General features: G+C 72.8%; 20 protein-coding genes and 1 pseudogene. 10 read left to right on the forward strand and 11 right to left on the reverse strand.

Features of this window, described 5'->3' with window-relative positions; translation table 11 throughout:
* The first annotated feature begins 17 nt into the window (after window positions 1-17).
* Window positions 18-2,696, forward strand: a complete 2,679-nt coding sequence (locus tag ACIQM4_RS03465) for an ATP-binding protein (protein ID WP_401585326.1) — start codon at window positions 18-20, stop codon at window positions 2,694-2,696.
* A gap of 70 nt (window positions 2,697-2,766) precedes the next feature.
* Here ACIQM4_RS03465 and ACIQM4_RS03470 read toward each other — a convergent pair whose 3' ends face one another.
* The 3 genes from ACIQM4_RS03470 to ACIQM4_RS03480 all read right to left on the reverse strand — a co-directional run bounded on the left by ACIQM4_RS03470 (window position 2,767) and on the right by ACIQM4_RS03480 (window position 5,967).
* Window positions 2,767-4,053: an MFS transporter gene (locus ACIQM4_RS03470; RefSeq protein WP_401585329.1), complete on the reverse strand. Its 1,287-nt coding sequence runs from the start codon at window positions 4,051-4,053 to the stop codon at window positions 2,767-2,769.
* 173 nt (window positions 4,054-4,226) lie between these two features.
* Window positions 4,227-4,943: an alpha/beta fold hydrolase gene (locus ACIQM4_RS03475; protein WP_401585331.1), complete on the reverse strand. Its 717-nt coding sequence runs from the start codon at window positions 4,941-4,943 to the stop codon at window positions 4,227-4,229.
* 52 nt (window positions 4,944-4,995) lie between these two features.
* Window positions 4,996-5,967: an alpha/beta hydrolase gene (locus ACIQM4_RS03480; protein ID WP_401585334.1), complete on the reverse strand. Its 972-nt coding sequence runs from the start codon at window positions 5,965-5,967 to the stop codon at window positions 4,996-4,998.
* Between the two features lie 376 nt (window positions 5,968-6,343).
* Between ACIQM4_RS03480 and ACIQM4_RS03485 the strand changes: the two genes are divergently transcribed.
* Window positions 6,344-9,349: an ATP-binding protein gene (locus ACIQM4_RS03485; RefSeq protein ID WP_401585337.1), complete on the forward strand. Its 3,006-nt coding sequence runs from the start codon at window positions 6,344-6,346 to the stop codon at window positions 9,347-9,349.
* A 27-nt stretch (window positions 9,350-9,376) separates the two neighbouring features.
* Here the strand turns inward: ACIQM4_RS03485 and ACIQM4_RS03490 are convergent, their stop codons facing one another.
* Window positions 9,377-12,337, reverse strand: a complete 2,961-nt coding sequence (locus tag ACIQM4_RS03490) for an AAA family ATPase (RefSeq protein ID WP_401585340.1) — start codon at window positions 12,335-12,337, stop codon at window positions 9,377-9,379.
* 293 nt (window positions 12,338-12,630) lie between these two features.
* Between ACIQM4_RS03490 and ACIQM4_RS03495 the strand changes: the two genes are divergently transcribed.
* Window positions 12,631-13,635 (forward strand): AraC family transcriptional regulator, encoded by a 1,005-nt coding sequence (locus ACIQM4_RS03495; RefSeq protein ID WP_401585343.1) that lies wholly within the window; start codon window positions 12,631-12,633, stop codon window positions 13,633-13,635.
* 58 nt (window positions 13,636-13,693) lie between these two features.
* Here the strand turns inward: ACIQM4_RS03495 and ACIQM4_RS03500 are convergent, their stop codons facing one another.
* The gene (locus ACIQM4_RS03500; protein WP_401585346.1) at window positions 13,694-14,791 is read right to left on the reverse strand and encodes a helix-turn-helix domain-containing protein; all 1,098 of its coding nucleotides are present in this window, start codon (window positions 14,789-14,791) and stop codon (window positions 13,694-13,696) included.
* Between the two features lie 354 nt (window positions 14,792-15,145).
* On the opposite strand from ACIQM4_RS03500, the gene ACIQM4_RS03505 reads away from it, so the two are divergent.
* Window positions 15,146-16,132, forward strand: a complete 987-nt coding sequence (locus ACIQM4_RS03505; RefSeq protein WP_401586100.1) for an alpha/beta hydrolase — start codon at window positions 15,146-15,148, stop codon at window positions 16,130-16,132.
* Between the two features lie 21 nt (window positions 16,133-16,153).
* Here the strand turns inward: ACIQM4_RS03505 and ACIQM4_RS03510 are convergent, their stop codons facing one another.
* From ACIQM4_RS03510 to ACIQM4_RS03520, 3 genes are all read right to left on the reverse strand, one after another.
* Window positions 16,154-17,128: an AraC family transcriptional regulator gene (locus tag ACIQM4_RS03510; RefSeq protein WP_401585348.1), complete on the reverse strand. Its 975-nt coding sequence runs from the start codon at window positions 17,126-17,128 to the stop codon at window positions 16,154-16,156.
* Window positions 17,129-17,201: 73 nt separating this feature from the next.
* Window positions 17,202-18,044 carry an alpha/beta hydrolase gene (locus ACIQM4_RS03515; protein ID WP_401585351.1) on the reverse strand — a complete coding sequence of 281 codons (843 nt, stop codon included), beginning with the start codon at window positions 18,042-18,044 and terminating at the stop codon, window positions 17,202-17,204.
* Window positions 18,045-18,097: 53 nt separating this feature from the next.
* A complete protein-coding gene (locus tag ACIQM4_RS03520; RefSeq protein WP_401585354.1) occupies window positions 18,098-19,246 on the reverse strand; it encodes a hypothetical protein in 1,149 nt (382 codons plus the stop codon).
* A 336-nt stretch (window positions 19,247-19,582) separates the two neighbouring features.
* Here ACIQM4_RS03520 and ACIQM4_RS03525 point away from each other — a divergent pair, with 336 nt between their 5' ends.
* The 4 genes from ACIQM4_RS03525 to ACIQM4_RS03540 all read left to right on the forward strand — a co-directional run bounded on the left by ACIQM4_RS03525 (window position 19,583) and on the right by ACIQM4_RS03540 (window position 23,237).
* Window positions 19,583-20,476: a TetR family transcriptional regulator C-terminal domain-containing protein gene (locus tag ACIQM4_RS03525; RefSeq protein WP_401585357.1), complete on the forward strand. Its 894-nt coding sequence runs from the start codon at window positions 19,583-19,585 to the stop codon at window positions 20,474-20,476.
* A 177-nt stretch (window positions 20,477-20,653) separates the two neighbouring features.
* The gene (locus ACIQM4_RS03530; protein ID WP_401585360.1) at window positions 20,654-21,553 is read left to right on the forward strand and encodes a 3-keto-5-aminohexanoate cleavage protein; all 900 of its coding nucleotides are present in this window, start codon (window positions 20,654-20,656) and stop codon (window positions 21,551-21,553) included.
* A gap of 59 nt (window positions 21,554-21,612) precedes the next feature.
* A complete protein-coding gene (locus ACIQM4_RS03535) occupies window positions 21,613-22,605 on the forward strand; it encodes a 3-hydroxyacyl-CoA dehydrogenase NAD-binding domain-containing protein (protein WP_401585363.1) in 993 nt (330 codons plus the stop codon).
* 71 nt (window positions 22,606-22,676) lie between these two features.
* Complete coding sequence (locus tag ACIQM4_RS03540) at window positions 22,677-23,237, forward strand: thioesterase family protein (RefSeq protein ID WP_401586102.1); 561 nt, start codon at window positions 22,677-22,679, stop codon at window positions 23,235-23,237.
* A 66-nt stretch (window positions 23,238-23,303) separates the two neighbouring features.
* Here the strand turns inward: ACIQM4_RS03540 and ACIQM4_RS03545 are convergent, their stop codons facing one another.
* From ACIQM4_RS03545 to ACIQM4_RS03555, 3 genes and pseudogenes are all read right to left on the reverse strand, one after another.
* A complete protein-coding gene (locus ACIQM4_RS03545; protein ID WP_401585366.1) occupies window positions 23,304-23,684 on the reverse strand; it encodes a hypothetical protein in 381 nt (126 codons plus the stop codon).
* Between the two features lie 36 nt (window positions 23,685-23,720).
* On the reverse strand, window positions 23,721-24,134 hold the full coding sequence (locus ACIQM4_RS03550; RefSeq protein WP_401585368.1) for a hypothetical protein: 414 nt from the start codon (window positions 24,132-24,134) through the stop codon (window positions 23,721-23,723).
* Between the two features lie 173 nt (window positions 24,135-24,307).
* A pseudogene (locus ACIQM4_RS03555) lies at window positions 24,308-24,751 on the reverse strand (ATP-binding protein); the annotation flags it as partial.
* A gap of 239 nt (window positions 24,752-24,990) precedes the next feature.
* Here ACIQM4_RS03555 and ACIQM4_RS03560 point away from each other — a divergent pair.
* Complete coding sequence (locus ACIQM4_RS03560) at window positions 24,991-25,851, forward strand: helix-turn-helix domain-containing protein (protein WP_401585370.1); 861 nt, start codon at window positions 24,991-24,993, stop codon at window positions 25,849-25,851.
* Window positions 25,852-25,945: 94 nt separating this feature from the next.
* Window positions 25,946-26,161: a DUF397 domain-containing protein gene (locus ACIQM4_RS03565; protein WP_401586105.1), complete on the forward strand. Its 216-nt coding sequence runs from the start codon at window positions 25,946-25,948 to the stop codon at window positions 26,159-26,161.
* Window positions 26,162-26,193: the final 32 nt, after the last annotated feature.

Raw genomic sequence — 26,193 nt, forward strand, 5'->3', positions numbered from 1 at the left:
ACCGCAAGGGGGATGGGATGGGTGTGTCCCGGCCGGAAGACCCGGCCCCCGTACCGCTGTTGCTGGAGCGCGAGGACGAACTGGGCGTCGCGAGGGCGGCCCTTGACAACCTCTGTGCGGCCGGCCCGCTCGGTGGTGTCCTGCTCTACCGCGGAGTCGCGGGCATCGGCAAGACCGCACTGCTCGGCGAGATCCAACGAATGGCCCGCGAGCTGGGCTGCACCGTGTGGTCCGCGCGCGGCGGCGAGACCGTCACGTCCGTCCCCTTCCACGTCGTACGGCACCTGCTGCAACCCGCCCTCGACCTGAACGGGGACGCGGCCGCCCGCGCCCTGCTCGGTGCCCGGTACGGCAGCGCGGGCCCCGCCCTCGGCATCGCCCCGCCCAACAGCGAGGTGAAGGCCGACCCGCAGGGCGTCAGGGACGGACTGGACGAGCTGGTCGGCAGGCTCGCCGAGGCGCACCGCCCGCTCGTGCTGGTCGTCGACGACGCCCAGTGGAGCGACCTGGAGACGCTGACCTGGCTGGTGAAGTACGCCCAGCGCGGCAACCGGCTGCCGGTGCTGCTCGTCGCCGCCTACCGCACCAACGAGGCCGAGGGCGAGACCGCCGAGCTGCTCCGCGTCCTCGACACCACGGCCAGGGCCACCGGCAGCACCGTGACCCTGCGGGCGCTGTCCCCGGACGCCACCGCCCGGTTCGCCCGCACCGAACTGGGGCAGCACGCCGACGACCCGTTCTGCCGCGAGGTGTGGGCGGTCACCGGCGGCAACCTCTACGAGACGGTGGAACTGCTCGCCCGCGCCAAGGACACCGGGCTCGACCCGGTGGAGGACACGGCGGGCTCCCTGCGCGCCCTGATCATGTCCGCCCGCGCCCCCGGCCTGGTCGAGCGGCTGATGGCGATGGGCCCCACCACCGCCCACTTCGCCTTCGCCGCGGCCATCCTGGAGACCGACGTCCCGCTGCACCTCGCGGCCAGACTGGCGGCGATCTCCCCGGGGGACGCCGCCGATTCGGCGGCCCGGCTGCGCACGGAGCGCATCCTGACCGGTGCGGACGAACACCTGGAGTTCGCCCACCCGCTGATCGCCGGCGCGGTGTACGACGCCATCCCGAAGTACCTCCGCAAGGCCATGCACGGAGTCGCGGCCGAGGTCCTCGCCAGCGCCGGGCACGGCGCGGCAGCCGCCTCCCGGCACCTCCTCGACGTACCGAGGGAGGAGAACCCCAAGCTGGTCGAGCAGATGCGGGCGGCCGCCCGGGAGTACGTCGCGGTCGGCGCGCCCGACGCCGCGAGGCGCTGCCTGGAACGGGCCCTGGAGGAACCGCCGCTGCCCACCGTCCTGGCCCAGGTGCGGTACGAACTGGGCCAGGCCGTCTACCTCGGCGACCCCGCCACCACCGTCGAGCACCTCAAGGCAGCCCTCGACCAGCCGGGCCTCGACGTCGCCCAGCAGGCGCACGCCGTGTTCCTGCTCTCGCAGGCGCTCACCCACAACAACCAGACCTCGGAGGCCGGCCGGATGGTCGCCGCCGCGGCGGCCGCCGCACCCGCGGGGCCCGACCGGATGCGTCTGCAGACCGTGCACTTCCTGTGGGAGGGCGTGCTGGCCGTCGAGGACGACGGCCCCGGCCGCTCCCGCCGCCTCGCCGAGGCGGCCGCCAAGGTGGCGGGCGGCAACACCACCGAGCAGGCGCTGCTGATGCTCCGCGCCTTCGACGCCACGGCCATCGGCGAGGACGCGGAGTCCATCGTCGCCATCGGTGACCGCGCCCTCGTCAACGGCAGCCTGCCCGCCGGGCTGACCTGGACCGACACCACCTGGGGCTTCGAGCCGGCCGCCCTCCTCGGTCTGAGCTACGCGTTCGCCGACCGGCTCGACCGGGCGGACAGCCTGTTCACCGAGGCCCGCAGGGCGTTCACCGAGGCGGGCTGGAGCGGTGGCCACCTGTCCTTCGCGTACGCCCTCACCGGATATCTCCAGCGCAGGCGCGGCAACCTGGTGCGCGCCGAGGAGGACCTGCGCGAGAGCGTGCGGCTCGCCGAGCGCGTCGGGCACGGACTGCCCATGCACTGGGACGCGGTGTGCATGCTCATCGACACACTGCTCGCCCGTGGCCTGGTGGAACACGCGTGGCAGGCCGCCGAGGAGTTCCGGTTCGGCCCGGACTACCCCACCACCATCGTCATCCCCGACGCCCGGTCCGTTCGGGGCAGGCTGCTCCTCGCCAAGGGGCGCACGAAGGAAGCCGTCGCCGAACTGGAGGCGGCCGGCGAGGCGCTGAAGGCCCGCGGCAGGCACAACACGGTGCTCGCACCCTGGGCGCTCGACCTGGCTCGCGCGGTAGCGCCCGACGAGCCGGAGCGAGCGGCCAGGCTCGCCGCCTACGCACGCGAGAAGGCCGAGAGGTTCGGTACGTACACGGCGATCGGCGAGGCCCTGCGCTGCCAGGCGGCCCTCGCGGAAGGGCCGCGCGCCGTGGAACTGCTGCGCAGGGCGGTGGACTGCCTCAAGGAGTCTCCCTCCGCCTACGAACACGCGGCGGCACGCGTGGAGTTGGGCATCGCCACCGGTTCCCGCGCGGAGCTGGAGAGAGGTCGCGACCACGCCCGCAACTGCGGTGCGGCGGCCCTGGTGGCAGCGGCCGACCGGGCGCTGCGCGGACTGGGATACCTGCGGGGCGACGAGTAACACGGCGCGTTCCCCCGCCTGTTCAGCGCCGGCAACTCTCCACGCGTACCCATGGGTGGTGCGCCGCGAGTTACTTCTCCAGCTCCTTGTGGGCGTTCTCCGGCAGCCGGAAGAACACCGCCGACGACACCAGGCACAGCGCGGCCACGTACCAGGCGAAGAGTCCCGGGTTGCCGATCTCCTTGAAGAGCGTGCCCATGTACGGCGCCGTGCCGCCGAACAGCGCCACGGTCAGCGAGTACGGGAAGCCGATGCCGGACGCCCGCACCCTGGCCGGGAAGATCTCCGCGTTGACCGCCGCAGAGATCGACGTGAAACCGGTCAGCAGCACCATCCCCGCGCACTGGACCAGCACCAGCGTGCCGAAGGTGACCCCGCCGCCCACGATCTTCAGCAACGGCACGATCAGCAGCGCGAACCCCAGCCCGAAGAACAGCAGCAGCGGCCTGCGGCCGATCCGGTCCGAGAGGAGCCCGCCGAGCGGCTGAAGCACCGCGAAGAAGGCCAGCGAGATGGTCCCCGCGAGCAGCGCGTCCGACTTCTCGAAACCGCCGTTGAGCTCCGCGTAGGTGGGCAGGTAGGACGTCCAGGTGTAGTACGAGATGGTGCCGCCCGCGGTGATGCCGCAGATCAGCAGCGACTGACGCGGATACTTGCGCAGCGCGTCGAAGAGGCCGGGGCGCTCCGTGCGCTCCGCGGGGGCGTGCGTCTCGTGCGCGCCGCGCCGGATCCAGAACCCGACCAGACTCAGCAGCGCGCCCAGCACGAAGGGGACGCGCCAGCCCCACCCGTCCATCTGCCCGTCGCTCAGCCGCGACACCAGCAGTGCCGCGATGCCCGACGCCGCCAGCTGGCCGGCGGTCGTGGACACGTACTGGAAACTGGAGAAGAGCCCGCGCCTGCCGGGCCCCGCCGACTCGACCAGGAAGGTCGTCGACGCGGCGAACTCGCCGCCGACCGAGAGCCCTTGCAGCAGCCTCGCGAGGACCAGCACGATCGGGGCGAGGACGCCCACCGACGCGTACGTCGGGGTCAGCCCGACCAGCAGACTGCTGCCGCCCATCAGCAGGATCGTCACGGTCAGCGCGGTCCGCCGCCCTCGCCGGTCCGCGACCGCCCCGAGCAGCAGCCCGCCGACCGGCCGCATGAAGAAGCCGACCGCGAAGACCGCGAAGGTGGACAGCAGTGGGACGAGCGGACTGCCGGAGCTCTTGGGAAAGATCTGCGCGGCGATGTACGTGGCGAGGAAGGTGTACGCGTACCAGTCGTACCATTCAACCGCGTTGCCGACGGACGCGGCGAGGAGTTGGCGGACCGGGCGGGCGGGGCGGGTGGCGGTCGTCGTGGTCTCTGTCATGATCCTGACGCTAACCCCGGTAAGTCCCTGCTCCCAGAAGGTTTGACGGGGTCGAAACATTGCGGTCGTCCCGGTCGCCCCACCGGCTGGGCCAGGTGCGGGTGAGCTGCTCGCGATCCTGTACCGGCAACACCCCCGCGCACCGGGCCGGCGGCTCCTCGGCGTCCGCTCGATCAGCCCGTGGCGCGTACCGCCGCACGGATGAGATCGGCGACGGCCTTGGGCTGCGACACCGCGACGGCGTGCGAGGCGCCCGCCACCTCGACGACGGTCGCCCCGGCCCGTTCGGCGCCGAACCGCTCCACCTCGGGGTTGATGGCCCGGTCCGCCCCGGCGACGAGCGCCCAGGAAGGCTTGGTCCGCCACGCGGCGGCGGATGCGGGCTCGGTGAAGGACGACGCGGCCAGCGGGCCCTGGGAGACGGCCAGCACCGTGGTGACGTCGGCGGGGAGGTCCGCGGCGAAGATCTCGGGGAACGCCTCGGCCGTGATGGTGACCTCGACGGCGTCCTCGCCGGCCGGGCCCGGGTACGTCTGCTGCACGAGGTTGCTGACCAGCGACGACAGCGGGTAGCGCTCCTGGAGTTCGCCCAGGCTCTCGCCCTCGTCAGGGGCGTAGGCGGCGACGTAGACGAGCCCGACGACGTTGGCGGCGGTCCCGGCCACGGTGATGACGGCGCCACCGTACGAGTGGCCGACGAGGATGACGGGGCCCTCGGTCCGGGCGGCCACCGAGGCGATGTACGCGGCGTCGGAGGCGAGCCCGCGCAAGGGGTTCGGCGGTGCGAGTACGGGGATGCCGTCACCCTGGAGCTCGGCGACGACGCCGCTCCAGGAGGCGGAGTTCGCGAACGCGCCGTGGACGAGGACGACGGTGGGGTTGCGGGTCATGTCTGCTGTCTCTTCCGGGAGGTGAGGACGGGGAAGGCGGAGAGGTAACCGGTCAGCCCGCGTGCAGGGCGCCGCGCAGCGTGCCGGTGGCCAGGGTGATCGCGGCCTCGGCGGCGTGCGTCTCGCGCAGTGCGTTGAGCATCACGAAGTCGTGGATGACGCCCTGGAAACGCACGGCCGTCACCGCCACGCCCGCCGCACGCAGTTTGTTCGCGTACGCCTCGCCCTCGTCGCGCAGGACGTCGGCCTCACCGGTGACGACCAGGGCCGGGGGCAGCCCGGTGAGCTGCTCGGTGGTGGCGCGCAGCGGAGAGGCGGTGATCTGGGCGCGTTCGGCCTCGTCGGTCGTGTACTGGTCCCAGAACCACTGCATGCCGTCGCGCCGCAGGAAGTACCCGGTGGCGAACTGGTGGTAGGAGCCGGTGTCGAAGGAGGCGTCGGTGACCGGGTAGAAGAGCACCTGGTGCACGAGGGGGACGTCCCCGCGCTCCTTGGCCATCAGGGTCAGGGCGGCGGCCATGTTGCCGCCGACCGAGTCGCCCGCCACGGCGAGCCGGGCGCCGTCCAGGTCCTTGGTCGCGCCCTCCTGGACGATCCAGCGCGCGACCGTGTAGTTCTGCTCGATGGCGACGGGGTAGCGGGCCTCGGGGGAGAGGTCGTACTCGGGGAAGACCACGGCGGCGTTCGCGCCGACGGCGAGTTCGCGCACCAGCCGGTCGTGGGTGTGGGCGTTGCCGAACACCCAGCCGGCGCCGTGGATGTAGAGGACCACCGGCAGCGGTCCTGTCGCACCGGACGGTCGTACGATCCGCGCCCTGACCTCGCCCGTCGGACCACCCGGAACGGTGATCCACTCCTCGTCGACCGCCGGCTTCGCGATGTCGCCGGACTGCACCTCGTCCACGGCCTTGCGGCCTTCCGCGGGCGGCAGGTCGAACAGGTAGGGGGCGGTCGCGGTCGCCTCGGCGAAGGCGGCCGCGGCGGGCTCCAGGACGGGGCGGACCGGTTCGGCTGCTGAGGACATGTGTGGCTCCTGATGCTGGGTGGGGAGGGGCGGCGGCACGGGGCCCGCCCGCGGGTGCGTCCGGCCGTACGGCGCCGGGCGCGCCCGGTGTGCTTCACGCCGGGCGTCGGCCTTCACGTTAGAACCGCCGGCCGCCGAGCGCTTGACGATCAGCGCACTGCCCCTGTTCCCACAGCGCATCGGCGCGACGGGGGGCGGGTCGAAGGAGGCCGGGCACGCGAACCCCGCCGTGCACTGTCGCGCGGCGCCGGACGGCGTACGCCACTCGGGGACGCGGGTCGTACCGGTCTGCCCCCTGGCCCGTACCCCTCCCGCAGCCTGCCCCGTCTGGTGTACTGAGGGGAGGGGAACGGGGCCAGGGGTGGGGACACGGACAGTGAACAGCGGCGGGAGCGAGTCCGGAGACGGGCCCCGGAGCACTCCGCTCCTGACGGGACAGCCCCGTCCTGCGCCGACGGGACACGTCTTTCCCGCGCTCACCGGACGGGACGAGCAGACACGGATCATCGAAGCGGCGCTGGACGGTGTGACCGGCACCGCCGTGCCGAGGGCGTGCGTCCCGGCTCCGGTACCCCCCGTCGGCACCTCCGTCGTCCTGCGGGGCGAACCAGGAACGGGCAGGACCGCACTGCTCGCGGTCGCCGAGTCCATGGCCCGGCACAAGGGATTGCGGGTCCTGCGTATGGCAGGGTCCGAGGCTGAGTCCGAGCTGCCCTACGCAGCTCTGCACCAAGTGCTCTGGCCGCTGCTCGGTGAAGCAGCCCCGGGTTTGCTGACAGCCAGTCAGCGGGCCGTTCTCGAAAGGGCGTTGGGAGTACGTGGCGGGCAGTCGCCGCGGTGGGGCGCGGTCGCCGAAGCGGTTCACTGCCTGGTGGCCGACGCCGCCGCCGTCCGGCCCCTCGTGCTGCTCCTGGACGACCTCCAGTGGGCGGATGCCGCCAGCGCCGCCGTCTTCGGCCGGCTGGTCCGCCGACCGGCCCCGCTGCCGGTGGTCGTGATCGGCGCCACCCGGACGGTCACGGCTCCTGCCCACACCACGGAAGCCGGGGGTCCGGAGCCGTACGGAGTGCGCGCAGACGACACGCTGTGGGACCGGACGGTCCGTCTGGGCCCCCTGGACGAGGCGTGCTCCGAGGCGTTGCTGCGCAGGCTCCACCCCTGGCTGCCCGACCTGGCGCGCCGATGGGTGCTGCGGACCGCCGGCGGAAATCCGCTGGCCCTGCACGAACTCCCCCCGAGACTGCGAGCCGCCGCCCAGGACCACCCGGCCTTCCTGGTCGATCCCGAGGAGGCCGAACTCCTCCAGTTCCACGACGAGTTGCCACTCGGTGACCGACTCGGCGGGTTGTACGCGCCCCGGCTGCGCATGCTGTCCGACGAGGCCCGCCGCCTGCTGCTGGTTATCGCGCTCGCGGGGAGGTCCGCCCGGCGTGTCTCCTTCCTGCGGGGAGTCGCGGCCCATGAGTCCGTGGCCGGTGCGCGGGCGGCGGCGGTGTGGAACGAGGTGGCCGGGTCCGGGCTGGCGCGCGCGGACGAGGCACGCGACGCGGTCGTCCTCCACCACCCGCTGGTACGGGGCGGACTGGTGCACCTCGCCTCACCGGCGCAGCGCCGGACGGCACACCGGGTGCTCGCCGACGCCCTGCCCGCCGGGAGCCGGCCGCATCTCATGCATCGGGCAGCCGCGACGATCGGCACGGACGACGAACTCGCGGCCCTGCTGGCCAGGGAGGCGCAGGACATGGCCGCCGGGGGCAGTGACGCGGAGGCAGCAGGCGTGATGGCGCGCGCGGCCTCCCTCAGCTCGCAGGCCACCGACCGGGCCACCCGCCTGGTGTCCGGCGCGCTCATGGCCGCCCGCGGCGGACGTGTGCGACTGGCGGCGGAACTTCGCACCCGGGCCGAGTCCGAGGCACGCCCCGCGACACCTGGGCCCCCGCCCTCGTACGCCTTCGTCGTCGCGTACACCCGGCTGCTGCTCGACGGCGACCCCGTACCGGCGGCCGAGCTGCTTCCGGCGGCGATGGACCTGCTGGCCTCGCCGGCGGGCCGCACGTACAGGGCAGGTCTGCTCGGGCCGAGTCTCCTGCTGCTCATGATCGTCGCCGTCCATACGGCGGACGAACGGGCGTGGGCCGCAGTGGAGCGGCATGCGCCGGGCGTGTCCGAGGAGGCAGCCCTGTGCCTGCGGGCCTGGACGGGGCGGGAGGCGACGGCGCACGGCGACGGGCTGTTCGGACCGCAGGCGAGGCCGACGGCGCACGGTGTTGCGCCGCGGGAGAGCGCGGCTTCCTGGCTGCTGCTGTGGACGGCCGCGGCCGTGGATCAGGTGGGCGAGTACGGGGCGACGGTCAAGCCCCTCGTGCGGCGCTCCGCGTTCTCCGCGCCCGCCTTCGTCGACGGACTGCGCGCCCATGACCACTTCCTGCACGGGCGGTGGGACGAGGCGCTTGAGGAGTCCCGGCGGGGCGCGCGGGAATCCGCCGCATACGGCTACGCGTTTCACGAGACGCTGTTCGCGCTCCACGAAGCACAGGTGCTTGCCGCTCGCGGCGACCGTGACGCCCTCGCCGCGCGGGAAGCCGTCTTCGCGCCCCGGGCGAGGGAACAGCGCTTGCGTGCGGTCGCCGAGCGCTGGGACTGGCTCCGTGTGCAGTGCGCACTCGCGCACGGTCGCGTCGACGAGGCTTGGCACCACGCGGCGGTCCTCGTTCCGGGCGGCACGCTCGCCCGGCGTACTCCCTGGCTCCATCTGTCCCTCGTCGATTGGACGCAGGCGGCGGTCGGCAGTGGACGCGGGACGCTCGCCCGACGGCAGCTGCGCGCGGTCAGGGCGGCGGGCATCGCCCACAGGTCGCCCCACCACTCCTTCCTCGTGACGGTCGCGGAGGCCCTCGCAGCCGATGACGAGGAGCGGGAGGCACGGTACGCAGCCGTCTACGCCCACGGCGGAGCCGATCGGTGGCCCTTCCCCCTCGCCAGAGCCCGCCTCGCCCACGGCAGACGGCTCCGGCAGCTCGGACCGCACGGCCTTGCCGCATCCCATCTGCGTGCCGCGCTCACGGCCTTCACCGGCTTGGGTGCCACACCCTGGGCGACGCAGGCAGCCCGTGAACTGGAGGGCCTTGACCCGGAGGGCCTCACTTCGGAGGGGCGGGAGGGGGTAAGCCGCGGTAACGGCCCCCAATCGTCGCTCACCGCACAGGAGTTGAGAATCGCCGGGCTCGCCGCAGAGGGATTGTCCAACCGTCAGATCGGGGACCGGCTGGGGCTCTCCCCGCGCACCATCGGCGCGTACCTCTACAAGCTGTTCCCGAAGCTTGGCATCACGACGCGTGCCGCTCTCGCCCGCGCCCTCGACGAGATCAGCAGGCACGGGTGACACGCCGCTCGCGCGACGTGCGGCGGGTCAGCCGTCCGGCAGCGCCCGTGCCAGGGCGGCACGTGAGGTGATGCCCAGCTTCGGGAAGATCCGGTAGAGGTGCGCGGACACCGTGCGGTGCGACAACCGCAACTCCGCCCCCACCTCCCTGTTCGTCAGCCCGGTTGCCACGAGCCGAGCGATGCGCAACTCCTGGACCGTCAGGGGTGAATGCCCCGTGTCCGGCGCGGGGTTGGCGGTCCTGGCCGGGGGGACCTGTGTCGTACGCAATTCCGCCCGGCACTGGTCGGCCCACGGGGCCGCGTCCAGGTCCTCGAAGGCGCGAAGTGCCGCCCGCAGGGGACCCGACGCCTCTTCCGGCCGCCCCCGACTGCGCAGCCAGGAACCGTGCGCCAGCCGCAACCGGGCCAGGTCGAAGACCCAGCGTCCGGCATCCGGCACGGCGTAGGCCGCCGCATAGGCCGCGTCCGCAGACCCGCGTCCCGTCCCGCCGTCCGTCCCACCGTCCGCCCCGCCCTCGTCAACCGCCGCCGACAGCGCGGTCGCGGCGGCGAGCAGGAAGTGGTGGTGCCCGGAGATCTCGTCCATGCGCGCGGCCCGCCCGGCCGCGACGAGGGTCCGCACCTGCTCCCGGTGCCCGCTGCGCACGCCCGCGAGGACGAGATCGAAGAACGTCAGGTGGAACCAGGAAGGACCGCCCACAGGGCGGAACAAGGCAGCGGAGAGCGGCAGTTCACCCGTACCGACCCCGTCACCCCCGGCCGACGCCCGGCACAGCCCCGCGTACGCCTCGGCGTAGCGCCCGTGCGCCATCGCCGCCAGGGCGTCGAGCCTGTCCAGGTGGTCAGTCACGAAGCGCATCCGGGCCGACGCGGCCCGTGCGCCGATCCGCTCCCGCACCTCGTGCAGCCCCCGCTCGTCCCCGCGGCCCGCCAGGAAGTGCGCGTGGTAGTGACGGAAAAGCAGTGCGTTGCAGTGGTATCCCCGGTCCTCCGCGGTGTCCGCCTCCGCGAGGCATTCCCCCGCCATGTCCCACCGGCCCTCCAGGAACGCCTGGTAGCAGCGGGACTTCGCGACGGACCCCCGGGTGGCGTACGCGTGCTCGCCGCTGAACAGTCGCCACAGCTCAGGCCCTGCGCCGTCCACGGCAGTGGCTGCCCACAGCAGCAACCACGCGTTGCCGGCCTCCCGCCGGGTTGACGCGCGCTCGACGTGCGTGAGCAGGTCCGCATGGGCGCCGTGCGCCGTGCGCGGGGGGTCCGCCCAGGCGCGCAGGCACAACGCCGCGGCGGGCGACAGGTGGTGGCGATACCGCCCCAGCGTCGCCGTCCCCCGCGGATCGCCGGTGTACACGGTTGCCAGCAGCAGCTTGAACACCATCTGCTCGACGAGGTCGTGCAGGGCATGGACCCTGCCCGCCCTGGCGCCCCCCGGGCCGTGCTCTCTCCCGTCGGCCCTGGTCAGTGCGTCCAACGCGCCGGGCAGCAGCGAGAACGTCGAGGCGAAGTCGATGTGGTGGCTCTGGTCCACGTACACCACCGCGTACGCGAACAGCGGGGCGACGTCCTGCGGCACCTCCTGCCGCCTCAGCGTTTCCACCAGGCGCGCCGCGTACGCGAGCCGCCCGCCCCTGGCCGACATCACAGCCGCCCAGGTCAGCCTGCGCACCCTGTTGCCGGGGTCGGCCGAGAGACCGGCCGCCCGGTCCAGCAGGCGGGCCGCCTCCGCGTCACCGCCGCGCAGCGCGAGGTGCTCGCCGGCCTCCTGGAGGCGTACGGCGAGCGACTCGTCGTATCCCTCGGCCGCCGCTGCCTCGTGCAGCAGCCGCCGAGGGTCTGCTCCGTGCATACGGGAGGCCAGTGCGCGGTGCGCGCCGCGCCGTTGGTCCTGCGTGGCCGCCCCGATCACCGCGCTGCCCACCAACGGGTGCCGGAAGACCAACCGCCCGGCCTCGTCCAGCCGGGCCAGGCCGCTCGCCTCGATGCGGTCGAGGAGGACCTCCGTCCGCTCCCGGTCGAGGGTGTGCGCGACCGCCGGTTCTTCGGCCCCGGCCCGTGGGAGGGGAGTCACTGCCCTGGCTGCGCCCGGACCGTCGAGAGCTGCGCGCAGCAGCAGTTCCGCCGCCTGCGGGGGCAGGTCGGCCAACCGCCTGGCGAAGTGCGTCTCCAGTCGCTGCCCGAGGGGCAACCGGTCCGGCAGGGGCACGACCCCGGTGATCTGCTCGTCGGCCAACTGGCCGGGAAGTTCGGCCAGGGCCAGCGGATTGCCCTCGGCCTCGGCGGCCACCCGCTCGGCGGTGGACCCGGCGAGCCCCGGGTGCCACCGCCGCAGCAGCAGACGGGAGTCCTCGCCCGACAGCGCCCCGATGTCCACCGGTTGGCCGGACCACCCTTCCGGCGCGGCCGGGTCGGGGCGGCTGGTGCACACCAGGGCGGCACGCAACCCGCAGATCCGCTGCCGTACGAAGGCGAGGACGGCGGCGCTGGAGGGGTCCACCCAGTGCAGGTCGTCCACCAGGACCAGTACCGGACCGCGGCGCGCCCGGTCCGCGAGCAGGGCGAGAGCCGCGGCGCCCACCATGAAACCGTCGGGGGGCAGGCCCGCGCGCAGGCCGAGCACCCGGTCGAGAGCGTCCTGCTGCGCGCCGGGAAGAGGATGAGGCCCGGGGCGGGTGTGCTGCTCAGGGTCGGAGTGCTGCCCGGCCGGGGGGCCCGGGAGGCTTCGCAGCGGCAGCAGCACCTGGTTCAGCACGCCGAAGGCGACGCCTGCCTCCGACGCGTGCCCGGCGGCCCGCAGAACGGTGAAGCCGCTGTGCCCGGCGCGCCCCGCAGTCCAGTCCAGCAGCGCGGTCTTGCCGATGCCGGGCTCACCCCGCAGCACGGTCACCGAGCCGCCCGATCCCAGCCGGGCGCTGTCCAGCGCCTGCTCAAGCAACAGACGCTCGCGCTGGCGGCCGACGAGCGCCGCGCCGTTCCTCTCCTCGGCCATGACACCCCCTCGGCTCTGCCCCGCAGTCACGTTTGCGCAGGCCAGCCACATGATGACACCCCTGGAGTGCCCCTGTGTGCACAACGATTGCCCCTCCGTGAACAGCACACCCGGTCGTCTCGCAACCCGTGCGGGAGCGCGGCAGGCTGGTGCCGGAAAGCGTGGGGCGCACGTACCCACCGGCCCAACCTCCGCGCCACACGTACCCACCTGCCCAACCTCCGCGCCACACGTCCCGCAAGGCGGACGTTCCACCGCACGATGCTTCTTCTCGTTCTTCCAGGGGGACCCCCATGAATCCGACGCTCACGGCCACCCGAGCCGGTGCGGACGGCCCCTCCCGCACCGTCGGCTTCCTCTCCCTCACGACGCTCCGGGGCACGGCCCCCGCTGACGTCCGAGCGCCCGAGGACACCGGGAGCGGCCCGAACCTGCTGCTCGCACTCCAGGCCGGCGGCGAGGCGGAACTCGTCCGGGGCGAGGCGGATCCCGTCGGTGCCGGGACGGAACTCGCCCGCCGGGGCGGCACCGAGGTGTGCGGTCCGGGCGACCTGTTCGCCTGCGACGGCGCTGAGCCCTTCGTGCTGCGCGAGTTCGGGGCGTACGAAGTTCACCTGGTGCGGATGCCGCGCCGCTCGCTCGTCCTCACCGCCCGGCAGGAGGAACTCCTCTACCGGGGCGCCCCGTTCGCCGATGGTCCGGTCGCGCCCCTGCTCGCTGCCCTCGTACGCGAACTCGCGAACCCGGCCTCCGTGCGCTCACCTCGCGAAGCCCTCCGGATGGCGGGCAGCGTCGCCGAACTGACACCTCTGCTGGTCGCCGACGCCGTCGAGGGTGTCGACGGCACCGAGGGCAGTGAGCTCAGCGACGATGTCGTGACGCGGGGCCAGGGCGACCCGGAACCCGGTGGCGGGCCGGGGGCGGAGAGCCGCGAGATACTGATGCGCCGGCTGTACGCGTACATAGACGCCCACCTCTGGGACCGCGACCTCACGCCCGCTTCGGTCGCCGCCGCCCAGCACCTCTCGATCCGCTACCTCCACAAGCTCTTCGAGGGTCACGGCCGCACGATCGGCCGGTGGATACAGCACCGCCGACTGGAGGAGGCACGGCGGGAACTGGCCCGTCCGAGCAGCGCCGACAGCACCGTGTCGGCGGTCTCCCGGCGCTGGGGCTTCGCCAGCCCCACCCACTTCAGCCGCAGCTTCCGCGCGGTGTACGGGATGTCGCCGAGCGACTGGCGGGACGGCCGCGTTCCGCCACCCCCGGGATCTCGCACCGCAGCGCACTCCGGCTGACCGCCACGCCTTCCTCCCGGGCGCCGGCCGCGTCCGGCCGATCGGCGCCCCGGACCACTCAGCCGCCCGACACCAGCCGCCGCCACTGCTGCGGGGGGTGGCCGTGCACCGCCTTGAAGGAACGGCTGAAGTGCGCCGCGCTGCGAAACCCCCAACGCGCCGCCACCACCGCGATGGACGGCCCCACCCGCTCGCGCCGGGCCAGTTCCTCCGCGCACCGTTCGACGCGGCGGAGCTGGATCAGCCTGCCCACCGTGAGGTCCTCGCTCTCGAAGAGACGGTGCAGATAGCGGACCGAGATCCGGTGTGCCCGCGCGATCCGCTCGGCCGTCAGGTCCAGGTCGCCGAGATTGCCGTCCACGTACGCGCGTACCGCCGCCACCAGTTGTCCGGGGCCCGCCACAGCCACCGGCCCGGCGTCCTGCGCGAGGTCCTCGACCAGGGCAGCCACCTGATCTGTGACGATCCCGCCGAGCCGCTCGCGCACCACCCGCGACGCCGTCGCCGCGGACCGGTCCGAAGCGGCCCGCGCCAGATGTGTCAGCAGGGGCATCAGCGGCCCGGAGGATCCGCTCGCGGGGAGGGCCCGCGCGGTGGCGGACCGCAGGGCGGGCGGAGGTACGTGCAGTGCGTGCAGGGGCAGACGGAACAGGACACAGTCGACGGCCCCCTCGGCCCGCAGGGCAAAGTCCTCGCGCAGGTCGACGAGGGCGAACTGCCCGCCCCGCAGCAGGGACGTACGCCCCTCCTGGCCCAGCTCCGCCGTTCCGCCCCGGTCACCCAGGAGGAGGACCAGGGCGATCGCGTCCGGGGCCTGCACAGCCCTGCCCGTGTCCCGTACGAGATGCAGCGAGCCGGAGGACGGCCGGGAAGGGAGCGGCCCGGAGGACGGCACGGAAGGGATCGGCCCGGAGGACGGCCCGGAGGGGAGCGGCCCGGAGGACGGCCCGGAGGGGAGCGGCCCGGAAGGGAGCGGCCCGGACACACAGGTGAGCATCCTGACGTACCCGAAGTGATGTGCCGTCACCACCCCGTCGACAGGCTCGCGGTGGTGGGGCCCCGGTGCCACCGGTGTCAGCCACTGCGACAGCGCACCCGCCCACCCGGCGGCGGTGTCGGCGCCGGGCGGAGCCGCGGTCCCGGAACGATTCCTCACGGGATTCCCCTTCCGTCCTGAGTCCGGGCACGTCCTCAACACGTGCACGGTGCGGGGGGCGGCGGCTCGCACCGCCCCACGACCCCTCCGCCGACTCTGGGGCCTTTGCCCGCGGCGGCGTTAGGTCATATGACTGCACTTCGTCGCGAACCGCGTACAGCCAGGGGCGGGGTGAGCGTCGACGGCCCCGAAGTGTGCACGCAGCGGCACGGGTCTGTACGGTGGCCCGGCCCGGAGCCCGCCCCCAACGCCTACGGTGGGACGGGCATGAACGTTCACGTGCCCGATCGTGCCGGTGGAACGCGCCGCGTGCGGCCCCGTGGTACACCCCGCGCAGGAGATCCCGTGGAACCCGTGGAAGAAGACGCGCCCGCCCCTGGGGCGACGCCCGTTCCCCCCGCCCTCGAACGAGGGACCCGGGACTTCCTCGCGACATGCGCATGGCCCTGCGCCCCGGGCATCGATGCCGCCTCCTCCCGCGCCCGGATGGCGTCCCTCTGGGACAGCGACGGACACGACGACCCCGATGTCGAGGAGGAGTGGCTGGCGTTGCCTGGCGACGACGGCAAGCGGATCAGGGTGCGCATCCTGCGCCCCGCCGACAGCGACGAGGCCCTGCCCGTCGTCCTCTACCTGCACGGCTTCGGCTGGATGCTGACCGACGCGACCGCGCACCGGCAGCTGGTGTCGGACCTGGTGCTCGGCGCGGACGCCGCCGTGGTCGTACCCGAGTACGACGTCGCCGAGGACGCCCGTCACCCCGGTGCGGTCGAACGGGCGTACACGGTCGCCCGGTGGATCGCCCGGCACGGGGCGCAGGCCCGGCTGGACGGCTCCCGCATGGCAGTCGTCGGCGCCAGCGCGGGCGCCCAGGTCGCCGCGGCCCTCACCCTGGTGACGCAGGAACGCGGCGGGCCGCGCTTCTGCCACCAGGTACTGGTCTGCCCGGTCACGGACGGCGCCATGGACACCGCGTCCTACCGGCAGTTCGCCGACGGCTATTTCCTGAGCAGGGCCGCCATGCTCCGGTACTGGCAGCAGTACGCACCGGACCCCGCGGTCCGGCGGCACCGCAGAGTCTCGCCGCTGCGCGCGGACGTCGACCGGCTCCGCCACCTGCCGCCGGCCCTGGTCCTCACCGCTGAGGCGGACGTGCTGCGCGACGAAGGAGAGGCCTACGCGGCGCGGCTGCGGGAGGCCGACGTGCCGGTGGTGTCGGTCCGCTACCACGGCACGATCCACGGCTTCGTCCTGTTCGACCTGCTGCGCGGTACGGACGCGTCCAAGGCGGCGCGCATCCAGGTCACGGACACCCTGCACGCGGCCCTGCACACCGCCTGACGAGCGCGGTCCCCCGCCGCGCTAGGCAGGCCCGCCCCCGACCCGGTGCCGGCGTCGCCACTCACCGGGCGCCGCCCCGTACGCGGCCTGGAACCGGCGGCTGAAGTGGCTGGGGCTGCGGAACCCGCACCGGGCGGCGACCGCGGCGACGGTGAGGCGGTCGTAACGGGGCGAGGCCAGCATGCGGTGCGCCTTGGTGAGCCGCTCGGTGATCAGCCACTGCTCCAGGCTCAGCCCCTCGGTGCTCAGGAGTTGATAGAGCTTGCGTACGGAGACGGCGTGGGCGGCGGCGATCCGCTCGGGCGTCAGATCGCTGTCCGCGAGGTGCCCGTGCACATAGGACTCGATGCGCGTGAACAGGGTCTCGTCCATGGCACTGCGGACCGTGCCGGACTCCTCGGAGCCGGCGGCCGACAGCATGAGCGCCCGGACGAGCCCCGTGGTCGCGGTCGCGAGGGCCTGTGCGCCGGGGTCGTCGGTGAGGCGGCCCGGGTCGCGCCACAGCCCCCGCAGGTGCGCGAGCACCAGGCCGTACAGAGGGCTGGCCCCCAGTCGCAGGGAGGCTTCCTCGACGGTCTTCGGCGGCACACCGAGGCGGTCCGCGTCGAACAGCACGGACTGGGAGGCCGCGTCGCCGGACCAGCCGTACACCCGCGGTGACAGCTCGTGGAAGACACAGATGTCCTCGGGACCCAGCAGCGCGCGGGTGCCAGCGACCTCGGCACGGTGGGTGCCCAGCGGCTGAAGGGACACGGACACCACCGGGCGGTCCCGGTGGTGCCGCACATGCCTTTCCGTACGCCGGACCTCGAACCCCGTGTTGCGGGTGGCGAAGAGGTCCAGGTCACCGATCCGCCACGCGTCCATGCGGGCGCGAATGCCCCCTGCGGGCTCCTCGTGGAACACGTCGTTGGGCACACTGTCGTCCGTCAGCGCGTGGCGGAAGGCCTCCGCGCGTTCGCGCACAGGAACGGTGTCGAGATCCAGCAGCAGCACGGCGCCCCCCAGCGACCCGGCCGGTGATCCGGCCCCTGGCCATATTCTCGCCCACCGCTGCGGCAGCTGTTCCTCAGTGCGCGAAGCGCCGCACGAAGGCCAGCGCCGTGTCGCAGACCTCCCGCCAGCCGCTGTCGATCGTCAGGGAGTGCCCGCGGCCCGCCATCTCCTTGATTTCGGTGACGGCGACGGCGTTGCGCGCCTGCTTCTTGTACGCGGCGTTGGTCAGGGCCCACGGCACGGTGTGGTCCTTCTCACCGGACAGGAGCAGCAGCGGGCCGCGCTCCGGGTTGAGGGTGTCGACCTTGACCTCGGTCCACGGGTTGATGTTCGCCGTGGCGGCCTGGAAGAGGGGCTCGCCGGGGGCGGCGACCGCGAAGGTCTCGTGCAGTGTCCTGGCCTCCTCCTCACCGACGGCGTTGGCGAAGGCGTAGCGGAACTGTTCGTACGTCAGCGGGACGGCCCGGTGGTAGTTGGCCGGATTGCCGAGCACCGGACGGGAGGACCGCAACGAGGAGAAGGGCAGCGGGAGCACGCCGCGGAAGGGGGCGGGGTCGATGGCCACCGAGGCGGCCGCCAGCCCGCGCCCGGCCAGCATCTGTGTGACGAGGCCGCCGAACGAGTGCCCGACGACGACCGGCCTGCGGTGCAGCTTGCCCAGCAACGCGCCGAGGTGGTCGGCGACCTGACCGACGCTCTTGCCAGCGAAGACCTCCGGGTGCGCGTGCGCCTGCGCCACGGTCTCGGGGTCGTCGGGCCAGCCCGGCGTCAGCGGCGCGTACCCCGCCTCCTCGAAGACGGCGGCCCACCGGTCCCAGCTGCTGGGCAGCAGCCAGAGGCCGTGCACGAAGACCACAGGGGTGCGGTCACCCGCGTTGACGCGTTCGATTTTTTCCAGATCAGAGAGGGGAGACATGCCAGTCCTTCGGGTCGGTGCGGGAGTCCGCGAGGGGCCGTCGGCGGTGGTCGTTACAGGCGCTTCTCGATGATGGCGTGGTCGGGGAAGCGGCGGTCCTGGCCGCCGTCCCAGCTGAGGGCGGCGTAGACGGCGTCGCCCTGGCCGTGGAGTTCGGGGGTGGTGTTGGAAGGGCCGGCGCCGTCACTGGTGGACGACCAGCCGGTGACGTTGCGCCCGCCGTCGGAGGAGCGCGTGACCCAGAGGTTGCCGTCGTTGGAGCTGATGCAGCCGATCGCCAGACCTTGCTGGTTACGGAAGTCCGCACTGGAGGTGTCGTTGGACAGCCGGTCGTCGCGCCCACCGCGGGCGATGCTCGGGGCGAAGGTGCACTCGCCGGCGGCGGCTGCGCCCGGCAGCCGCTGGGGGCCGTGACTGGTACGGATGGTCTCGGCGAGGTCACCGAAGAATATGGGCGCGTAACCGATGCCGCCCCCGAGCGTGCCGTCGCTGAACACGCTCCAGACGTGGCCGTCGGACCCTGTGGCCACCGCGACGATCTCCGTGCGGCCGTTGACCGGGTTGAAGCGGCTGGTCACATCCGGACGAGAGCGGAAGACGCCGTACGCGACCTCACCCCACGCGGTGGGGAAGCGCGGGTACGAGTCCAGGGAGACATCCATCCGGACTCCGGCGACGTGGCCGTTGGTGCGGGTGATGAAGACCCCTACGTTCGAACCCAAGGTGTCGAGCACACTCACGGTGGGCGCCATGTTGGTGTCGGCGAACCCGGGGAGCGCCCGCCAGTCGGTCCACCAGCCCGAGTCGTTACCTCGCACACTGAAGCTGTAGTAGACCTGACGGTCGGTGCCCGTGTGGAAGGCGTACAGCCGGCCCTGCGTGGCAATGATGGCCGGAGCGACATAAGTGGCCCCGGCGGGACCGCTGTTGATGTTCATCCTGGAAGCGGGGCCGTTGTTGCGGGAGATCCACAGCCCGTTGTCGTCGCCGCGCACCAGCCGCCACTGCGTCGTGCCGTCGGTGGTGTACGACGGGGACGAGGGCGTGCGCGCGTTCTCGCCCGAGTTGATCCAGCGCCCCTCGCTCCACGACGCCGCGGCCGGCGGTGCGCCCGCCACCCACGCCAGGAGAAACGCCGAGAGTACGACCAGCGCCCTCCGCGCCGCCCCGGCCCTGCCGCGTCGCCTGCTTGACCTGCCCATGAGACCAACCCCGGTCACTCGTTTCGAAGCCCCGTCACGGGGGCTGTCACGCGGCCGGGCTCTTCGGGCCCGGCTCCGAACATGACGGTTGCCATGGTTGCGACCGGCGGGCACCGCCACTTGACCGAGCGCGCCTGCGTCCCGTCTCCACAGCGCACAAACCGTCACCTCGGACCCGCACGCGAATTCGGCATCGCAGCTGTCGACGCCGACGGTGGCGCTCGTCGGAGTGAGAGTGTTGCGAAAGTGACTGATGCGTCAGTCGCTATCGCAACTGCCACGTGAATGGCGTTCTGGTGTTGAGATTGCCTCAATGCATGGGTACGGTGGCCCACCATGCAGCAAGAAGCAGCGGGACCGGCGGCCGACACCTCGTCCGGTGTCGCCGAGCGCGTCCGGCAGGTCATCGCGGCGGCCGGGGTCAGCCAGCGGGAGTTCGCCCGCCGGGTGGTCCTCGACCCGTCGAAACTGTCCCGTTCCCTCGGCGGCACCCGGCGCTTCACGGCCGGGGAACTCGCCAGGATCGCGGACACCGCGGGCGTGGACGCGGGGTGGCTGCTCGGGTCCCGTACCCCGCCCCCACCACCCGTCCGGCGAGCACGGGCCACCTCGGCGCACCAGCCTCCCGAAGGCGGACGGCCGCTCCAGATCGTGCGTGAGACGGTCAGGCTGATCGCCGAGCACGGCTTCCACGCGGTGCGCGTCGCGGACATCGCTGCGGCCTGCGCCACCAGCACGGCCGCCATCCACTACCACTTCCCCGGCCGGGACGACCTCCTCGAAGCCGCCGTCAGATGGTGCATGGACGAGGACACCGCGCGGCGGGCCGTCCGCGCGGCCCAGGAATCCGACGCGGCGGGGGAGCTACGCGGGCTCATCGAGCTGCAGACCCCTTACAGCGAACAGCAGCGCCGCCAGTGGCGGGTGTGGCTCGACCTGTGGGCCGAGGCGGCACGGTCGACCGCCGTGGGGCGTCTGCACGTGGAGTACTACCGGCAGTGGCGGGCCACCGTCGCCGACGTCCTGCGGCGCGGCGTCGCCCAGGGCGCCTTCCGGCCGGGCACCGACCCGGAGGCCGCGGCGCTGCGGCTGACCGCGCTCATCGACGGCCTGGCGAGCCAGGTGCTCGCCTCCACCCCTGGGGAGGCGGTCGCAGGAGGCACCGGCCCCGAGGACATGCACGAGGCGCTGCTCGCCTACGTGGACGCCACGCTCACGAACCTGCCCTGAGGCCGCCGTTCGGCCGGTCGGCCGCTGCGACGACGGTCAGGCGGCCGTCGGCGTGAGACCGGCCGCCTTGGGACCGCCGGCTCCGAGGCCTTGAGCGAGAGACCGGCCTCGGGGCCGCCGGTACGAACCCGACTTCCGCCCCACCCGTACCCCTCCACCACCAGCAAGGAGTTCCCCATGGCAGTCAACCAGGACGTCATCATCACCTGCGCCCTCACCGGCGCCGGCGACACCGTCCGCAAGAGCCCGCACGTTCCGGTCACCCCCGAGCAAATAGCCACATCGGCCGTGGAAGCGGCGGGGGCGGGCGCCGCCGTCGTGCACATCCACGTCCGCGACCCCGAGACCGGCGACCCGTCCCGCGACCCGCGCCTCTACCGCGAGGTCGTCGAGCGGATCAAGGAGACCGGCACCGACGTCGTCATCAACCTCACCGCCGGCATGGGCGGCGACCTGGTCATCGACCCGGACCAGCCGCTCAAGAACTTCCCGCTGCCCGGCACCGACCTCGTCGGCGGCCTCGACCGTCTCCCGCACGTCGAGGAACTGCTCCCCGACATCTGCACCCTCGACTGCGGCTCGCTCAACTTCGGCGACGGCAGCAACCTCTACGTCTCCACCCCTGACATGCTGCGCGCGGGTGCCCGGCGCATCCAGGAGCTGGGCGTACGGCCGGAGTTGGAGATCTTCGACACCGGCCAGCTGTGGTTCGCCAAGCAGCTGCTCGCCGAAGGCCTGCTCGACGACCCGACCGTGTTCCAGCTGTGCATGGGCATTCCGTGGGGCGCCCCCGCCGACCCGGGCGTGCTCCAGGCGATGGTCAACATGCTTCCCGAGAACGCCCAGTTCGCCAGCTTCGCACTCGGCCGGATGCAGATGCCGTGGGCGGCCCAGTCCATCCTGCTCGGTGGGCACGTCCGCGTCGGGCTGGAGGACAACCTCTATCTCGGCAAGGGCAACAAGGTCACCAACGCCCAGCTCGTCGAGCGCGCCGTCACCCTCACCGAGTCGCTCGGTTCCCGCGTGGCCACCCCGGACGAGGCCCGTGCCAAGCTCGGCCTCAAGCCGCGCGCCTGATTCCGCGCCTGCCTGACGTCTCGTCAAACCCGCCACCCGTACGAGGAGTTCCCCCCATCATGACCTCCCCCACATCCGCCCTCCCGCCCTGCGCCCCCGAGGACGTGCGCCGTGTCGCCTGTGTCGGCGCCGGTGTCATCGGCGGCGGCTGGGTCGCCCACTACCTGGCCCGCGGTTACGACGTCACCGCCTGGGACCCGGCCCCCGACGCCGGGCAGAAGCTGCGCCGTCTCGTCGACGCCGCCTGGCCCGCCCTCATACAGCTCGGGCTCGCCGAGGGCGCCTCGCGGGACCGGCTGACCGTCACCGCGACCCTCCAGGAGGCCGTCGCCGACGCCCAGTTCGTCCAGGAGAGCGCGCCCGAGAAGCTCGAACTCAAGCGTGACCTGCTGCGACAGCTGGACGCGGCCGCCCCCGCCGGCGTCGTCATCGCCTCCTCCACCTCCGGCTATCCGATGACCGACATGCAGACGGGGGCCGCCGACCCTGGCCGCCTCGTCGTCGGCCACCCGTTCAACCCGCCGTACCTCATCCCGCTCGTCGAGGTCGTCGGCGGCGAGCGCACCACCGCGGACGCCGTCTCCTGGGCCTCGCGCTTCTACGAGGTCGCCGGAAAGTCCGTCATCACCATGGACCGCGAGGTCCCCGGCTTCATCGCCAACCGCCTCCAGGAAGCCCTGTGGCGCGAGGCCCTGCACATGGTGGCCAACGGCGAGGCCACCGTCCGCGAGATCGACGACTCGATCACCGAGGGCCCCGGGCTGCGCTGGGCGTTCATGGGCCCCATGCTCACCTTCGCGCTCGCGGGCGGCGAGGGCGGCATGGCGCACATGCTCGACCACTTCGGCCCGTCCCTGAAATCCCCGTGGACCCGCCTCGAAGCACCCGAACTCGACAAGAAGTTGTACGACGACGTGGTGGCGGGCTGCGACGAGGCGGCCGCAGGCCGCACCATCGCGGACCTCGTCGCCGAACGCGACCAGGGCGTCATCGACGTCCTGCGGGCGACGGGCCGGCTGAGGCAGCAGCGCACCGAGGGAGGGGCCAAGTGACCGGCGCACCGGCCGAGATCCCCGCCGTCGTGACCCCGGGCGCGGGCGCCGACGTCACCGACACCACCGAACTGGACGGGTTCGTCGACTGCCTGCCGCTCGTGCACCACACGGTCAGGCCCGAGTGGATCGACTACAACGGCCACATGAGCGAGGCCTTCTACGTCCTGGTCTTCGGGTACGCCACCGATGCCATGATGATCGAGACCGGGCTCCACGCGGGTTACCGCGAGGCCACCGGCTGTTCCCTCTACACGGTCGAGGCGCACATCCGGTACCTGAGCGACGTACCGGAGGGCGCCCGGCTGGCCGTCCGTACCAGGGTCCTGGGCGCCGACGCCAAGAAGGTCCGCTTCGCGCACGAGCTGTTCGTGGTCGCGGACGCGCGTCCCAGCGAGGGGATCGAGGGCACCGAGAGCGCCAAGGGCATCGAGGACCCGTCGCCCGCCACCCTGCCGACCGAGGCCGAGCCGGTGGCGACCACCGAACTCCTCGCGCTCCACGTCGACCAGGCCGTGGGCCGTGCCACCCCGTTCCCGGAAACGGTCCGCGCACGACTGGCCTCGCTGACCGAGGACGCGCCGATCTGGGCGGGCCGCTCCATCGTGGAGGTCCCGGCCGTTTCTCCCTGAGTGAATCGTCCAGCGGTGACTCGTCCAGCAGTGACTCGTCAGCAGTGACTCGTCAGCAGTGACTCGTCAGCAGTGACTCGGCCCGTCGGGGGCCAGATACATCAGGGTGCTCGCCGGGCTCTCGGACGACGGGAACCACAGCAGTTTCCAGCTCGGCTGCCACAGGGCCGCGCCCCGGTGGCCGCGGAGCTTGGCCCGCAGCTGGCCGGGGCGGTGGTGCCAGGCGCTGAAGGAGCGGCCGAAGCGGTCCCCGACCTCGTACACCGTCACCCAGCCGTCGTCCTGCACGTCGTCCGCCGACAGCAGCACCTCGTGCAGCTCGCCGGGTTCCTCGTGGCACCTGCGGGCCTGGGCCCAGTGCACGTGGTGTCCCGGTGCGTACCGCCGGCAGGGCCCCGGCGGGACGGTGCGGGGGCCGCCGGGGCCGGGGGGAGAGTTGAGTTCCATGGCGGTAATCCCTCCGCACAGACGAGACGGGCAGTTTCAGGCAGGCGCGGGCAGTCCCTCGGCCCAGACAGGGGCGGTCCCGGCGAGCCGGCACGCCATCAGGTAGAGGGGGAGGGGCGGGGTGTAGGGGGTGGCGCCGTCGGGGGTGTGGACGAGACGCGGGCGCTGGGCCGCCACGTAGGCGCCCACGGCATACCGGGCGGGCTCGGGCCACGGCAGTCCGCGGTCGGAACCCGAGGGGACGATCCACCACCAGTGGTCCGCGTCGGCGAACACACAGCCGGCCCCCGGCAGGTGGGAGAGCAGCCGCTGACCGTGACTGGCCGGCAGCCCCACCGCGTCACAGCCGAGCGGGGTGTGCGCGAAATGGGGCGGCAGCGGCAATCTGGCCGGTCCGCCACCCCCTGTGCGGCGCACCCGGGTCAGCCGGGCGGCGAGACGGTGGCTCATTCCCGCACGCTGCCAGGGTCGGCGCCCGGGTGCTGCTGTCCGGTCTGCGGGAGTTCGGGCGGCGAGATGTACGGGAGCTCCGGCTGCGTGAGGTGCGGGGGTTCCGACGGCGTCGCGCGCTGCGCGTACTCCGGCTGCGCGTACTCCGCCTCCGCGAGCTCCGCCCGCGTCGTGTGCGGAAGTTCCGCCCATACGGTGCGTCCCGCGTCCGGGCCGTTCTCCTGCGAGCCCCAGGTGTCGCAGATCGCGTCGACGAGCAGCAGACCGCGTCCGTGTTCGCCCGCCGCCTCGGCGGACCGGCGCAGCCGGGGCCCCTGCGGGCCCATCCCCTCGTCCCGTACCGAGATCCTGAGTCTGCCGTCCTCGTCGGCCAGCTCGCAGCGCACCCGGTCGCTGCCCGTGTGGATCACCGCATTGGTGACCAGCTCCGAAACGACCAGCGCGGCGGTGTCCCCGACGTCCTCGCCCAGGCCCCAGACCGTCAGCCGGGCGGCGGTCAGGTGGCGCGCATGGGCGACCGACTCCGGACATGCGGGTAGGGCAAAACCGAACCTTCGGACACAAGCCCCCTGAAGCGGGCCCATGACCTGGGGAAAGAGCGTGGAGCCAGGTACCACGACCGCATCCTCACCATGGGGGAGCGGCTGCCGCGCACCGCCTCCCCCGGGGTGGTGCGCGGCAGCCGCGTGAACCAGTTCACGGATCAACTCTCCCCCTGTCCACGCCACTTGGCAAGGGGCACTCTGAATATTTCAGAGTGCCATTTCGTAGATCAGGAACGCGTGGCACACTGCATCGCAACAGCACGTAGAGCACAACCGCCCATCGGTGACGGTGAGTTACGGGAGGGTTTCCCATGAGTGAACCGCGGTCCGCCCCGACCGTCGGTCAGGTCGTGCTCGGCAAGCGGCTCCAGGATCTGCGCGAGCGGGCCGGGATGACTCGTGACCAGGCAGCGAAGGTGCTGCACGTGGCCCCGGCCACGGTCCGCCGGATGGAGACCGCGGAGGTCACTCTCAAGATCCCCTACGTACAGCTGCTCCTGAAGGCGTACGGCAGCACCGACACCGAGTGTGACGCCTTCGTCGAGCTCACCCAGGAGGCCAACAGACCCGGCTGGTGGCAGCGGTTCCACTCCATCCTGCCCGACTGGTTCAGCATGTACGTGAGCCTGGAGGGCGCCGCCTCCCTGGTGCGGTCCTACGACCCGCACTTCGTGCCGGGGCTGCTGCAGACCGAGGAGTACGCACGCGCCGTGATGCGCACCGGGGCGATCGGCCAGACCCGCCCCGAGGACGTGGAGCGGCACGTCGCACTGCGCATGCAGCGGCAGTCACTGCTCACGGGACCCGAGGCCCCCACGCTCTGGGCAATCATGGACGAGACAGCGCTACGCCGCCCGGCCGGCGGCCCGGAGGTCATGCGGGGCCAGCTGGACCGGCTGCTGGAGGCCGCCGAGCTGCCGAACGTCACACTGCAACTGGCGGAGTTCGCGAGCGGCCCGCACCCGGGCACGTACGGCCCCTCCGTCCTCTTCCGCTTCGCCGTGCCGGAACTCCCCGACATGGTCTACAGCGAGTACCTGACCGGCGCCGTCTATCTCGACTCGCGCGCCGAGGTGGCCACCCACCTCGAAGTCATGGACCGCATGGCGGCACAGGCCGCCACCGCACCACGCACCAAGGAGATCCTCGCGGATTTCCGCAAGGAGCTCTGAACCTGCCATGTCCCGTACGCCTCGCACCTCCCGTTCGGACCGGCGGGCCCAGCGGCGCGCCGAGCGCCGCCCCGGACGTCGCATCTACAACGGAATGCCCGCGGGCGACCTGCCCACCGACGGCTGGACCAAGCCGTGGAGCGGTGGCAACGGCGGCAACTGCGTCGAGACCATGAAGCTCGCCGACGGCCGGGTCGCGGTCCGCCAGTCCGCGGACCCCGACGGTCCCGCCCTCATCTACACGCCGGGCGAGATCGCCGCCTTCATCCAGGGGGCCAAGGCCGGCAAGGCGGACTTCCTCCTCACCTGAGTACCCCTCATCCACCGTCGTTCCCTAGCCAC

It is taken from the genome of Streptomyces sp. NPDC091272 (assembly GCF_044757485.1).
Taxonomy (GTDB): domain Bacteria; phylum Actinomycetota; class Actinomycetes; order Streptomycetales; family Streptomycetaceae; genus Streptomyces.

Bases quoted from the DNA above. Each gene is read 5' to 3' on its own strand.
- ACIQM4_RS03465 (WP_401585326.1), top strand. From the start codon at position 18: ATGGGTGTGTCCCGGCCGGAAGACCCGGCCCCCGTACCGCTGTTGCTG.
- ACIQM4_RS03470 (WP_401585329.1), bottom strand. From the start codon at position 4,053: ATGACAGAGACCACGACGACCGCCACCCGCCCCGCCCGCCCGGTCCGC.
- ACIQM4_RS03475 (WP_401585331.1), bottom strand. From the start codon at position 4,943: ATGACCCGCAACCCCACCGTCGTCCTCGTCCACGGCGCGTTCGCGAAC.
- ACIQM4_RS03480 (WP_401585334.1), bottom strand. From the start codon at position 5,967: ATGTCCTCAGCAGCCGAACCGGTCCGCCCCGTCCTGGAGCCCGCCGCG.
- ACIQM4_RS03490 (WP_401585340.1), bottom strand. From the start codon at position 12,337: ATGGCCGAGGAGAGGAACGGCGCGGCGCTCGTCGGCCGCCAGCGCGAG.
- ACIQM4_RS03495 (WP_401585343.1), top strand. From the start codon at position 12,631: ATGAATCCGACGCTCACGGCCACCCGAGCCGGTGCGGACGGCCCCTCC.
- ACIQM4_RS03515 (WP_401585351.1), bottom strand. From the start codon at position 18,044: ATGTCTCCCCTCTCTGATCTGGAAAAAATCGAACGCGTCAACGCGGGT.
- ACIQM4_RS03520 (WP_401585354.1), bottom strand. From the start codon at position 19,246: ATGGGCAGGTCAAGCAGGCGACGCGGCAGGGCCGGGGCGGCGCGGAGG.
- ACIQM4_RS03525 (WP_401585357.1), top strand. From the start codon at position 19,583: ATGCAGCAAGAAGCAGCGGGACCGGCGGCCGACACCTCGTCCGGTGTC.
- ACIQM4_RS03530 (WP_401585360.1), top strand. From the start codon at position 20,654: ATGGCAGTCAACCAGGACGTCATCATCACCTGCGCCCTCACCGGCGCC.
- ACIQM4_RS03535 (WP_401585363.1), top strand. From the start codon at position 21,613: ATGACCTCCCCCACATCCGCCCTCCCGCCCTGCGCCCCCGAGGACGTG.
- ACIQM4_RS03545 (WP_401585366.1), bottom strand. From the start codon at position 23,684: ATGGAACTCAACTCTCCCCCCGGCCCCGGCGGCCCCCGCACCGTCCCG.
- ACIQM4_RS03550 (WP_401585368.1), bottom strand. From the start codon at position 24,134: ATGAGCCACCGTCTCGCCGCCCGGCTGACCCGGGTGCGCCGCACAGGG.
- ACIQM4_RS03560 (WP_401585370.1), top strand. From the start codon at position 24,991: ATGAGTGAACCGCGGTCCGCCCCGACCGTCGGTCAGGTCGTGCTCGGC.
- ACIQM4_RS03565 (WP_401586105.1), top strand. From the start codon at position 25,946: ATGCCCGCGGGCGACCTGCCCACCGACGGCTGGACCAAGCCGTGGAGC.